This window comes from Thalassobaculum litoreum DSM 18839 (assembly GCF_900102465.1).
Lineage (GTDB): Bacteria > Pseudomonadota > Alphaproteobacteria > Thalassobaculales > Thalassobaculaceae > Thalassobaculum > Thalassobaculum litoreum.
This window is the reverse complement of sequence record NZ_FNBW01000002.1, coordinates 223532-235661: the sequence shown is the minus strand read 5'-3', so window position 1 is coordinate 235661 and position 12130 is coordinate 223532. Positions and strand designations below refer to the sequence as shown.

The window sequence follows — 12130 nt, the reverse complement described above, 5'->3', positions numbered from 1 at the left end:
TCCGGTCCCGCGCCAATCCAACACCCAACCGGACGGGAGACGACACCGCAATGGCCGAGAAACTCACCGCCGACGACCGCACCGCCCAACTCGCCGCCATGGATGGATGGGCCGAGGCGCAGGACGGCAAGGCGATCACCAAGACCTTCAAGTTCGACGGCTTCGAGGCCGCCTGGGGCTTCATGACCCGGGTGGCGATCAGGGCGCAGAGCATGGACCACCACCCGGACTGGTCGAACGCCTACAACAAGGTCGTGGTCGAGCTCAGCAGCCATGACGTGGGCGGGGTCACGACGCTGGATATCGAACTGGCCGAGTACATGGACGTGGCGGCCTCGCAGACCGGGGCGAAGTAGCGGCCGGGGCGCTACCCCGCCGCCGCCATGTGATGCTCCACCACCTTGTCGGCCAGCCGGCCGGTCAGCTCCTGCAGGTGGTCGAAGGTCCAGGTGAAGGACGCCAGCCCCTGGCTCTGGGCCCGCAGGTCCAGGATCAGGTCGTGCATCTCCGCCTCGGGCAGATAGGCGGTCACCGCGTCCCAGCCGGGCCAGCCGTCCTTGGCGTCGAAGCCCAGGATCTGCCCGCGCCGGGACGACAGGATGCCGTGCACCTTGCTGGTCGCTTCCGACGGCACGGCGATGGTCACCTGATGGATCGGCTCCAGCAGCACCGGGCCGGCCTTGGCCAGCGCATCCTGAAGACCTGAGCGGGCGGCGATCTTGAACGCCATGTCGGAACTGTCGACGGAGTGATGCTGGCCGTCGGTCAGGGTCACCTTCACGTCCACCACCGGGAAGCCGAGCGGGCCGCGTTTGCAGCCCTCGCGGCAGCCTTCCTCCACCGCCGGGATATAGTTCTTCGGCACCGAGCCGCCGACCACCTTCTCGGCGAAGGCGAAGCCCGATCCGCGGGAAGTGGGCTCCACGCTGATGCGGATATCGGCGAATTGGCCGTGGCCGCCCGACTGCTTCTTGTGGCGGGCGTGCTCGTCCACCGGATTGCGGATGCTCTCGCGGTAGGCGACCGCCGGCTCGCTCAGGCTCACATCCAGCTTGAAGCGCGATTTCAGCCGTTCCACCGTCACCCGCAGATGGGTGTCGCCCTGCCCCCAGATCGTCAGCTCGCCCAGCTCCTGGTCCTGGCGCACCAGCAGCGACGGGTCCTCCTCGGCCAGTTTGGCCAGCGCGCCGGACAGTTTCACCTCGTCGTTACGCTCCGACACGCTCAACGCCCGGGCGAAGACCGGCTGCGGCACCTCCGGCCAGCCGAGGCCGCTATCCGGCATGCCGCCGCTCGGCGTCAGCACGTCGCCGGTCTGGATCGGGTCCATGCGGCCCAGCGCCACCACGTCGCCGGGGGCGGCCGAGGGGCGCTTGTCCAGCTTGCCGCCGCTGGCGGCATAGATGCCGGAGACTTTCGCGCCGTTCAGGGTGTCGCCGTCCTTCACCGTGCCGCGCCAGATTCGGACATGGGACAGCTTGCCCATATGCGGCGCGTGGATGGTCTTGAACACCTGCGCCATCGGCACCTCGCCGTCGCCGAGGCCGCGTCGCTCGACCGTGGCGGTGTGGTCCGGGGTCTCGTGGCGCAGCAGTTTCAGCAGGCGCTGCACGCCATGGTCATGCTCGCCGGCGCCCAGCAGGACCGGTACGAGCTTGTCGGCGCTCAGGGTCTCGGCCAGATGGGCGTAGACCTCCTGCTTGTCGAGATCCATCTCCTCCAGCAGCTGCTCCAGCAGGTGATCGTCGAAATCCGCCAGGGTCTCCAGCAGCTCATTGCGGGCCTCGGCCTCGCGGCCGGCAACGGAGCCGGGCAGCTCGATCAGGGCGGAAGGTTCGCCCTCGCGGTACCGGTAGGCCCGCTCGCTCACCAGATCGACATAGCCGGTCACCTTCTCGCCGTCGCGGATCGGCACCTGGCGCAGCGCCAGCGGGCGGGATGAGGAGCCCTGCAGGGCGGCGAGGATGTCGCGCACGCTCTCGGACGCCTGATCCATCTTATTGATCAGCACCACGTGCGGGATGTCGTGGTCGTCGAGGAACTTCAGGATCGGGCCGGCGGCCGCGGCCTTGGCCGCCTCGGGCTCGACAACGACGACGGCGACGTCGGCGATCATGCAGGCGTGGCGGGAATCCAGGGTGAATTCGATGCCGCCGGGCGTGTCGATGAAGGTCCAGCTGTCGCCCAGATAGGTGCCGTGGCCGATCGACAGCTCCGTGCTCGCCCCGCGCTCCCGCGCCTCGGGGGCCGTGTCGCCGACCGTGTTGCCGTCCTTGACCGTGCCTTTGCGCTCCACGGTGCCGGTGGCGTGGAGCAGGGCCTCGAGGAGGCTGGTCTTGCCGGACTGGTAGGGGCCGAGGATCGCGGCGCAGCGGGTCGCGCCGCCACCTTCTCTGCCGCGTTCTGTCGCTCCGGGTGTGCCGTTGGGATTGGAGGCCATGCTGTCTCTCCCTTCGCTCGCCCGGGTGGAGATCCCCGAGGGAGGCCTGGGAAAGGCGCTAAACGGGGGTGTCCCGGGTCATGTGCCCGAGGCCGCCCCGAGGACCCGATGGCAAGCGCCGGGACGACCGGCGTCTATGTCCGGGTATTGAAGGACTCCCAAGGCGAGGGTGCAAGCCGATTCGCCCGCCCGTCGGCTCGCCCCGCGGCCCGTCAGCCGGATGGCGCCATCCGGCTGGCCTTCGGCATGGTGCGCGACAGCACGAAGCCCAGTCCCGCGAGCCCGCCGAGCACGACGACCGTGGTCGCGACGCTTGTCGCCTCGGTGACGATGCCGAGCCCCATGAAGCCGATGGCGACGATCCCGGCGGCGGTGTTGGAGAAGGCGATATAGAGCGGCCGCTCGTTCTCCGGGGCGCCGTCGGCCAGATAGGTCTTGCGCCCGAGCCGAACCCCGGCCACCGCCACGCCCAGCACCAGGAACACGCCCGCGAATGCCCAATGCCGGATGTCTTCGGGCACCAGCGCCGGTAGCGCCAGGGCGGCGGCCGCGGCGACCACGCCGAGCGCCGCGCTGGTGGTCATCACTTTGCGGGCGGAGTCGTCGGAGAAGGCACCCCAGAACGGGCTCGACAGCACCGCCGCCAGACCGGTCGCCACCATGTAGAACCCGAGATCGTCGAGGGTTGCGCCCGCGTGTTCCTGCGCGAACAGGACGAAGATCGGCGTCGCGACCTCGATCGACAGCAGCGCCGAGCGAGCGGCGAGGAAACGGCGGAAGCCGGTGACCTGGCGCATCAGGGCGAGGCCGCGGCGCATCTCCTCCAGCGGGTCGCGTCCCTCGCCGGGCTCGCTCTTCTCCTCCGGGATCGCGGCGAACAGGATGGCAGCGGCTGCCCAGAGCACGGCCGCGGCTCCGATCAGGGTCAGCAGCGGGGCCAGCGCGTCGGTGCCCTTGACGCCGGTGGAGAGCCAGATGCCGGTCGCCAGCGCGAAGGCGCCGCCGATGGCCGACCGGTTCGCCAGCATCCGGCCGCGCGCGCCCGACGGAACGGTCTTCGGCGTCACATCCTGGAAAGAGACCGAACCGCAGCCGCTGGCGATGCTGAAGGCGAGCAGGAGGCCGGCGATGCTCCACCCGGCCGATGCGGCGGGTAGCCAGAGGGCGGCCGCGACCATCGCGGTCAGGCAGAGCGCCTGGAAGGCACCGGCGGCGACCCAGACCCACTTGCGCCGCGGGCGGGTGCGGATCCAGCCGGAGATCATGAGCTGCGGCAGCAGGGAGCCCGACTGCTTGGCCGGCATCAGCATGGCGGCGATCCCGGACGGCGCGCCGATCGCGCCCAGCAGCCACGGCAGCACCAGGTCTGGCCCGGCCAGTTTCTCCGCCAGTTTCGTACAGGCGCCATTGGCCACGTTGAGCAGATAGGCGCGTGTCGCCTTCGGCTGCGCGGCCAGGGCGTCGGCCGCGTCTCCGGCGAGCAGATGGATCAGTTTCGAGGGGGCGGGGGCGGGCGTGTCGGTCGTCATTCGGTCAAACATGGACTGCGGCCGCGAAAAGGCAAAGGCCCTGCGACTGGGGAAAGCCTCTCACCCCGAGTTGATTTGGCGTGCGCGACGCCGCGCGCTACCTGTCTGATACGAATGCGACAAGGGAGTGCGTGACCATGCTGATCAAGCGGCCCAAGGGGTGGGAACTGCCGGAACGCCTCGCCACGCCGGAGAGCGTGTACATGAACCGCCGCGCGCTGCTGCGCGGCCTCGGCATCGGCACGGTGCTGGCCGGGACCGGCGCACTGGCCGCCTGCGGCGACGAGGCGTCCGCCGACAACGAGGCCGTCCAACTGGCCGACCTGCCGCCGGACCCCTCCGCCGGGCTGTATCCCGTGAAACGCAACGAGCGCTACACGGTCGACCGGCCGATCACCGAGGAGGATCTGGCGACCACCTATAACAATTTCTATGAGTTCGGCTCGTCCAAGAACATCTGGCGCGCCGCGCAGGATCTGCCGATCCGCCCCTGGACCGTGACCCTGGACGGCATGGTCGAGCAGGAGCGCACCGTCGCCATCGACGATCTGCTGGCCGCCATGCCCTTGGAGGAGCGGGTCTACCGCCACCGCTGCGTGGAGGCGTGGTCGATGACCGTGCCGTGGTCGGGCTTCGCCCTGAAGTCGCTGGTCGAGTACGCCAAGCCGCTGTCCTCGGCCAAATACGTGGTCATGCAGACCTTCCAGAATTCCGACATCGCCCCGGGGCAGAAGCAGGTCTGGTATCCCTGGCCCTATGTGGAGGGGCTGACGATCGAGGAGGCCACCAACGAGCTGGCCTTCATCGCCACCGGCCTCTACGGCAAGCCGATCCCGCGCCAGAACGGGGCGCCCCTGCGGCTGGCGGTGCCCTGGAAATACGGCTTCAAGTCGGTCAAGTCGATCGTCCGCTTCACCTTCACCGACAAGCGCCCGGTCTCGTTCTGGGAGGAGCTTCAGGCCAGCGAGTACGGGTTCTGGGCCAACGTGAACCCCGAGGTCTCCCATCCGCGCTGGAGCCAGGCGTCCGAACGGGTGCTGGGATCCGGCGATAAGGTGCCGACGCTCCTGTACAACGGCTACGGGGAGTATGTGGCCGACCTGTATAAGGGGCTGGAGGGCGAGAGCCTCTATATGTGATCCTCCCCGGCAACGGGGCGCGCTGAACCGATAGGGCCGGGACCGCCGTGCGGTGCCGGCTTTGTCGTCTTCGGCGCCCCGACCGAAAAAGCAGGGAGGGAAAGACATGGGCAGGCTCGACGGAAAGATCGCGATCATCACCGGGGCGGCGGCCGGCATCGGCAAGGCCTCGGCGGCGCTGTTCGCCCGCGAGGGGGCGACGGTGGTGATGGCCGACGTCAAGGCCGATCTCGGCGAGACCGCCGCCGCCGCGATCCGAGATGCCGGTGGGACGGCCGAGTTCGTGACCACCGACGTCTCCAAGGAGGATGACGTCCGCGCCCTGATCGACGGCACGGTGGAACGCCACGGCCGGATCGACGTGCTCTACAACAATGCCGGCGGCGCCACGCCGAAGGACGGCAAGGTGACCGAGATGCCGCTGGACGAGTTCTGGCGCACCATCTCGGTCGACCTGTTCGGCCCGTTCCTGGGTTGCCGGTTCGCCATCCCGCATATGGAGCGCCATGGTGGCGGCTCGATCATCAACACCACGTCCATCCGGGCGCTCACCGGGACCGCCGGGGCCGACGCCTATTCCTCGGCCAAGGGCGGGGTGATCGCGCTGACCAAGGCGCTGGCCATGCAGTGGCACACGGCGGGCATCCGGGTGAACGCCATCGGGCCGGGCATGGTGCTGACCGAGCGGGTGGCGGCGATGCTCGACCCGGAAACCAACCCGATCGCCATCAAATCCCTGATGGGACCGATGGAACCGGATGACATCGCCTATCTGGCGCTGTATCTCGCCAGCGACGAATCACGAAAGATCACCGGCGCGATCTATCCGGCCGAGAGCGGGGCGAGCGCGCACTGACACCTGCCGCGAAGGCCGAGCCATGATCTTGCCAGCCATTCCGTTCCCGGTGATCGACCCGGTCGCGATCGCCATCGGGCCGTTCGCGATCCGCTGGTATGCGCTCGCGTATATCGCCGGGATCCTGCTGGGCTGGAAATACGCGGTCTGGCTGGCCAGGCGCCGGCCGGTCTTCTTCGAGGCCAAGCTGATCGACGATCTGGTGTTCTACGCCACCCTCGGCATCGTGCTGGGGGGGCGGCTCGGCTACGTGCTGTTCTACAACCCGGGCTACTACCTCTCCCATCCGCTCGAGATCTTCATGGTCTGGCAGGGGGGGATGTCGTTCCACGGGGGCTTCCTCGGCGTGGTCGCGGCCACCGCCCTGTTCGCCCGCAAGGTGGGGGCGCCCATGCTGGCGATCGGCGATCTGGTCGCCGCCGCCGCCCCCATCGGGATCTTCTTCGGGCGGATCGCCAATTTCATCAATGGCGAGCTGTTCGGCCGGGTGGCTCCCGACGTGCCCTGGGCCATGGCGTTTCCCCATGGCGGGCCGATCCCGCGCCATCCCTCCCAGCTCTACGAAGCCGCCCTGGAAGGACTGCTGCTGTTCGTCGTGCTGTTCCTGCTGGCGCGGCGCGAGAGCATCCGACGGAAACCGGGCATCGTCATCGGCGCGTTCTTCGCCGGCTACGGCATCGCCCGGACGATCTGCGAGTTCTTCCGCGAACCGGACGTGCAGCTCGGCTTCATCCTGCCGCATGTGACCATGGGGCAGATCCTCAGCCTGCCGATGATCGTCGTCGGGACCGCGATCATTCTGTGGGCGGCGCGGCGGGACCCCGTCGTCTCGAAGTGACCGGCTGCCAATGAGCCTGCTCGATCATCTGCGCCGGCGGGTCTCGTCCGAAGGGCCGCTCTCCGTTGCCGACGTCATGGCGGATGCCCTGACCCATCCGCGCTTCGGCTACTACGCGACCCGCGATCCGTTCGGCGCGGCCGGCGATTTCGTCACCGCGCCCGAGGTCAGCCAGATGTTCGGCGAGCTGATCGGACTATGGGCGGCGGTGGTCTGGCAGCAGATGGGGTCGCCCGGCCGGGTGCATCTGGTCGAGCTCGGCCCCGGACGTGGCACGCTGATGGCCGACGCCCTGCGCGCCACCCGCGCGGTTCCGGGCTTCCATGCGGCGGCCGATCTCCATCTGGTGGAGGCGAGTCGGACCCTGCGGGAGATGCAGGGCCGCGCGCTCTCCGGCTACGCGCCGCGTTGGCATGACGACATTTCCGGCGTGCCGGACGGCCCAGCCATTGTCATCGCCAACGAGTTCTTCGACGCGCTGCCGATCGTCCAACTCATGCGCACGGGCGCCGGATGGCACGAGCGGCGCCTGGCCTTCGATCCGGAGGGCGGTGCGCCGATCTGGACCCTGACGCCGGGGATCAGCCCCTTGGCGGCGCTGCTGCATCCCAGCGTGCTGATGAGCGCCCGGCCCGGGGAGATCGCGGAGGTATCGCCGACCTCCCTGTCGGTGGCCGATGCTCTGGCCCGGCGGGTCGTGCGCGAGGGCGGGGCGGCGCTGGTGATCGACTACGGTCACGGCGAGAGCGCCGCTGGCGACACCCTGCAGGCGGTCAAGGCGCACGAGCCGGTGGACGTGCTGTCGACCCTGGGCGAGGCGGATGTAACCGCCCATGTGGACTTCGCCGCCCTGGCGCGGGCGGTGACCCAGGCGGGTGGGGTGGCCCATGGTCCGCTTTCCCAGGGCGTCTTCCTCTCCGCCCTCGGCATCGCCCAGCGGGCCGAGGCACTGGCCGCACGGGCGACACCGGCGCAGGCACGCGATATCGAGGCGGCGAAGGTCCGCTTGATCGACCCCGGCGAAATGGGCACCCTGTTCAAGGTCGCAGCCTGGACCGGTCCGGCGGCCAGCCCCCCGCCCGGGTTCGAGGCTTAGGCCCCGGCCCGACACCAGGATCGGCCGACAGCGAGACACGGTTCTTGTTCCAGATCGACGGTTTCGACGAAAACGGCATCGCCCACGCTTTCTTCTCGCGCCGCGGCGGGGTGAGCCGTGGTCTGTACACCTCCCTGAACTGCGGGCGCGGGTCGCGCGACGATCCCAAAGCGGTGGAGGCGAACCGGGCGCGGGCCGCCTCGGCCCTGGACATGCCGCCGGGCACCCTGTTCACCAACCACCAGATCCATTCCAACAAGGTCGTCGTCATCGACGAGACCGCCGAGCCGGATGCCAAGCGCGAGGCCGATGCCCTGGTCACCAACCGACCGGGCATCGTGATCGGGGCGCTCGCCGCCGACTGCGCGCCGGTACTGTTCGCCGCCCCTGGCGACCGGGTGATCGGCGCCGCCCATGCCGGCTGGCGCGGCGCGCTGGACGGGGTCTGCGACGCGACGGTCGACGCGATGATCGACCTCGGCGTGCGTGCCGACGGGATCAAGGCGGCGGTCGGCCCTTGCATCGGCGTGGAGTCCTACGAGGTCGGCCCGGAATTCCCGGCCCCCTTCCTGGAGCAGGATTCGGCCAACGGACGGTTCTTCGAGAAGGCGGAGCGCGACGGGCATTTCCTGTTCGACCTGTCCGGCTATCTGGTGCACCGGCTCTCGCGCCTCGGCCTCGGCGAGGTCGTGCGCATGGCCTCGGACACCTGCCGGGACGAGGCCAACTTCTTCAGCTACCGCCGGTCCCGCCACCGGGGCGAGCCGGATTACGGGCGGCAGCTCGCCGCCATCACGCTGGGCGTCTGATCGCCCGTTCCCAGGGGGGCACAATGGCATTGCATTTCACCCGCGCCGAGTTCGACGCGCGCAAGACCCAGACTTTGGCGGCGATGGAGAAGGCCGGCCTCGACGGGCTGCTGATGTTCCGCCAGGAGAGCATGTTCTGGCTCACCGGCTACGACACCTTCGGGTTCTGCTTCTTCCAGTGCCTGTATCTCGGGTCTGACGGCAGGGTCGTGCTGCTGACCCGCGCGCCGGACCTGCGCCAGGCGCAGAACACCTCCACGATCGAGGACATCCGCATCTGGGTCGATCGCGATGGGGCGACCCCGGCCGACGACCTGCGCGAGGTGCTGGCGGAGGTCGGCGCGCGCGGCACGCGTCTGGGGGTGGAGTACGACGCCTATGGACTGAACGCCCGCAACGGCAAGCGGCTGGACGCCGCCCTGGACGGTTTCGCCGCCCTGGAGGACGCCTCGGAGCTGGTGTCGCTGCTGCGGTTGGTGAAGTCGCCGGCGGAGCTGGAGTATGTCCGCCGCGCCGGCGTGCTGGCCGACGACGCCCTGAAGGAGGCGCATCGGCTGACCGGGCCGGGGGTGGACGAAGGCGAGATCCTGGCCGCCATGCAGGGGGCGGTGTTCAAGGGCGGCGGGGACTACCCGGGCAACGAGTTCATCATCGGCAGCGGCGGCGACGCCCTGCTGTGCCGCTACTTCACCGGCCGTAAGACCCTGGCGACGCAGGACCAACTCACTTTGGAGTTCGCCGGGGCATACCGGCACTACCACGCCTGTATGATGCGCACGATCCCGGTCGGACCGGTGCCGGATCACCAGGTCCATATGTTCAACGCCTGCGCCGAGGCGCTGGAGGCCTGCAAGGCCGCGCTGCGCCCCGGCCGGCCGATCGGCGAGGTGTTCGACGCCCATGCCAGGGTGATGGACGCCAACGGCCTGCGCCATGCCCGGCTGAACGCCTGCGGCTATTCCCTGGGGGCGGTGTTCGCGCCGATCTGGATGGACTTCCCGATGTTCTATCACGGCAATCCGGTGGAGGCGGCACCGGGCATGGTGTTCTTCCTGCACATGATCCTGATGGACAGCGATGCCCAGCTCGCCATGTCCCTGGGCGAGACGGTCATCGTCACCGACGGCGCGCCGGAACGGCTGTCGGCCATGCCGCTCGAACTCGTGACCAAGTAGCTCTTGGCAAGACCGGGTGCGGCGCGGCATACCACCGCCATGCCGCATCTGTGGATCTTTCTCGGTTTCCTGTTTCTGGGCCTGCTGGTGAGCTGCGTCATCGTATGATCGTGCGTCTGCTCTTCCTGCTGTTCGCGCTCGTTGTCCTAGCCGGTTGCGGGCAACTGCCGCAGCCCTTTTCCAAGGACGAGGCGAACCTCGCCAAGGCGCCGTTCCTGATCGCTCCGGCGACCGAGGGCGTGCTCGTGTGGCCGATGGTCGGCGTCCCCGACGACACCGCCGAATTGATCACCGAGATGACCGTCGACGCGCTGCAGAAGCGGGGGGTGGCGGCGAGCTCCAACGCGTCGAACCGGTCCAGCCTGATGCTCAGCACGTCGGGCGAGCGGCAGGCCGACGGGGCCTTGAAGATCATCTGGACCCTGAGCCGGCCGAACGGCGAGATCGTCGGTACCCGGGTGGACGCCATCGCCAGCGACACCCGCTTCGAGCAGGCGGTGACCCAGGTCGCGCGCTGGATCGTACCGAATGCCCGGCGCACGGATATCGAGCCGCCGCCGTTCTCCGTGACGGTCTACGAGGTCGGCGGCGCGCCGGGCAACGGCAACGACATGTTGCGCCGGGCCATGGCCTTCGCCCTGAAGCGGGCGGATGTCGCGGTCGCCGACTTCCCGCCGCCCGACGGGTTCGTTGTCCAGGGCTACGTGTCGATCGAGCCGAAGGAGCTCGGCGGCGATCTGGTGAAGATCTCCTGGACGGTGATGGACGGCATCGGGCGGGAGCTCGGTACGATCGACCAGTCCAACACGGTCGCGTCCGGGGCCCTGGACACGGACTGGGGGCCGGTGGCCTCGCCGATCGCCAAGGCGGCGGTGCCCGGGATCGTGACCCTGATCGAGCGTCATCTCGAGCTCATTTCGAGCCAGTAGATCAGCCGGTTTCCGGCCGAACTCCGCGGCTTTCGCCCTGCTCGGCGCCTGCAGTTGCGCATTTTATGCTGCAGCGCACAAAATTCGATTGACTCTGGTCCGCACCGGTCCCATTTATCTGTGGTGATTGTGCAGTGCAGCAACGACTGCGCCGGCTGGGCCTGCCTCCCGCAAGTTCCCAGCCGTTCAAAGAGGAGAGTGGAAATGGCCGAGTTCAAGAACCCCTTCATGGACTTTGACGTTCAGAAGATGATGGGCGAGTTCAAGATCCCGAACGTGGATGTCGACGGCATCGTCGCCGCCCACAAGAAGAATTTCGATGCGATCGCGCAGGCGAACCAGATCGCCGCCGAGGGCATGCAGGCTATCATGAAGCGCCAGAGCGAGATCGCTCAGGCCGCCATCGTCGAGGTTCAGTCGAACCTGCAGGCGATCGCCACCCAGGGCGCGCCGGAAGAGAAGCTGGCGCAGCAGGCCTCGATCGCCAAGTCGACCCTCGAGCAGGCGCTGGGCAACCTGAAGGAGCTTCAGGAGATGGTCGCGAAGTCCAACGCCGAGGCGTCGGGCATCATCAACAAGCGCATCATGGAGTCGCTCGACGAGGTCAAGACCGCGATCGAGAAGACCAAGTCGTAATCACGCGATACTCAAGCCCTGTCCCGAGGGGCGCGAGGTGCAGGGGCCGTCCGAGCGATCGGGCGGCCCCTTTTCGTTTCTAGAGCCAAATCCGACCATATTGAATCATTTTATGATTCAATATGGTCGGTGAATTTGTCTCTAAACCAATAAGATAGAGCAGATTCACGCACGCTGACGCGATCACGAAGTGATCTCGCCACCGCACGATCCGCTCTAGCAGGACTGCGGGCGGCGCCGCATGGTTGCGGTCGGACGGTGGCGCGTGCTACCGGCACTGCCTGTGGCAGCCAATCAGTCGGGAGCGAACATGGCGGACGCGCGGGCACCGGAGATCACCTACGACGATTTCCTGAAGGTCGACATCCGGGTTGGGACGGTCGTCGAGGCGCAGCCGTTTCCGGAGGCGCGCAAGCCGGCGATCAAGCTGTGGATCGATTTCGGCGAGGAGATCGGGGTGAAGAAGACCTCGGCCCAGATCACCGTGCATTACACCCCGGAGGAACTGGTCGGCCGGCAGATCGCCGCGGTCGTCAACTTTCCGCCGCGCCAGATCGGCCCGTTCATGAGCGAGGTGCTGACCCTCGGCTTCATGGACGAGGAGGGTGCGGTGGTTCTGGTCTCCCCGACCACCAAGGTCCCGAACGGCGGCCGCCTGCACTGAGCGGCGGGGCGAACGGGCA

The 12130-nt window shown here is 68.3% G+C and carries 12 protein-coding genes; 10 read left to right on the top strand and 2 right to left on the bottom strand.

Annotated features, from left to right (window positions below; translation table 11 throughout):
- Nucleotides 1-50 precede the first annotated feature (50 nt).
- Complete coding sequence (locus BLS34_RS04295) at nucleotides 51-356, top strand: 4a-hydroxytetrahydrobiopterin dehydratase (RefSeq protein ID WP_028793834.1); 306 nt, start codon at nucleotides 51-53, stop codon at nucleotides 354-356.
- Nucleotides 357-367: 11 nt separating this feature from the next.
- On the opposite strand, the gene BLS34_RS04290 is transcribed toward BLS34_RS04295, so the two are convergent.
- Together BLS34_RS04290 and BLS34_RS04285 are read right to left on the bottom strand one after the other, a co-directional pair.
- Complete coding sequence (locus tag BLS34_RS04290; protein ID WP_093148409.1) at nucleotides 368-2440, bottom strand: elongation factor G; 2073 nt, start codon at nucleotides 2438-2440, stop codon at nucleotides 368-370.
- Between the two features lie 212 nt (nucleotides 2441-2652).
- Nucleotides 2653-3969 carry an MFS transporter gene (locus BLS34_RS04285; RefSeq protein ID WP_175474088.1) on the bottom strand — a complete coding sequence of 439 codons (1317 nt, stop codon included), beginning with the start codon at nucleotides 3967-3969 and terminating at the stop codon, nucleotides 2653-2655.
- A 137-nt stretch (nucleotides 3970-4106) separates the two neighbouring features.
- Here BLS34_RS04285 and msrP point away from each other — a divergent pair, with 137 nt between their 5' ends.
- From msrP to BLS34_RS04240, 9 genes are all read left to right on the top strand, one after another.
- On the top strand, nucleotides 4107-5108 hold the full coding sequence (msrP, locus tag BLS34_RS04280; protein ID WP_093148405.1) for a protein-methionine-sulfoxide reductase catalytic subunit MsrP: 1002 nt from the start codon (nucleotides 4107-4109) through the stop codon (nucleotides 5106-5108).
- A 106-nt stretch (nucleotides 5109-5214) separates the two neighbouring features.
- The gene (locus BLS34_RS04275) at nucleotides 5215-5964 is read left to right on the top strand and encodes an SDR family NAD(P)-dependent oxidoreductase (RefSeq protein WP_093148403.1); all 750 of its coding nucleotides are present in this window, start codon (nucleotides 5215-5217) and stop codon (nucleotides 5962-5964) included.
- Between the two features lie 25 nt (nucleotides 5965-5989).
- The gene (gene lgt / locus BLS34_RS04270; RefSeq protein WP_093148674.1) at nucleotides 5990-6802 is read left to right on the top strand and encodes a prolipoprotein diacylglyceryl transferase; all 813 of its coding nucleotides are present in this window, start codon (nucleotides 5990-5992) and stop codon (nucleotides 6800-6802) included.
- Between the two features lie 10 nt (nucleotides 6803-6812).
- Complete coding sequence (locus tag BLS34_RS04265; protein ID WP_093148401.1) at nucleotides 6813-7898, top strand: class I SAM-dependent methyltransferase; 1086 nt, start codon at nucleotides 6813-6815, stop codon at nucleotides 7896-7898.
- 44 nt (nucleotides 7899-7942) lie between these two features.
- Nucleotides 7943-8707, top strand: coding sequence for a peptidoglycan editing factor PgeF (gene pgeF, locus BLS34_RS04260; protein ID WP_093148398.1), 765 nt, complete (start codon nucleotides 7943-7945; stop codon nucleotides 8705-8707).
- A 23-nt stretch (nucleotides 8708-8730) separates the two neighbouring features.
- Nucleotides 8731-9882, top strand: a complete 1152-nt coding sequence (locus BLS34_RS04255) for a M24 family metallopeptidase (RefSeq protein ID WP_093148397.1) — start codon at nucleotides 8731-8733, stop codon at nucleotides 9880-9882.
- A gap of 104 nt (nucleotides 9883-9986) precedes the next feature.
- Nucleotides 9987-10811 carry a hypothetical protein gene (locus BLS34_RS04250; protein WP_093148394.1) on the top strand — a complete coding sequence of 275 codons (825 nt, stop codon included), beginning with the start codon at nucleotides 9987-9989 and terminating at the stop codon, nucleotides 10809-10811.
- Between the two features lie 204 nt (nucleotides 10812-11015).
- Nucleotides 11016-11447, top strand: coding sequence for a phasin family protein (locus tag BLS34_RS04245; RefSeq protein WP_028793843.1), 432 nt, complete (start codon nucleotides 11016-11018; stop codon nucleotides 11445-11447).
- A 310-nt stretch (nucleotides 11448-11757) separates the two neighbouring features.
- Nucleotides 11758-12111, top strand: a complete 354-nt coding sequence (locus tag BLS34_RS04240; protein ID WP_028793844.1) for a tRNA-binding protein — start codon at nucleotides 11758-11760, stop codon at nucleotides 12109-12111.
- Nucleotides 12112-12130: the final 19 nt, after the last annotated feature.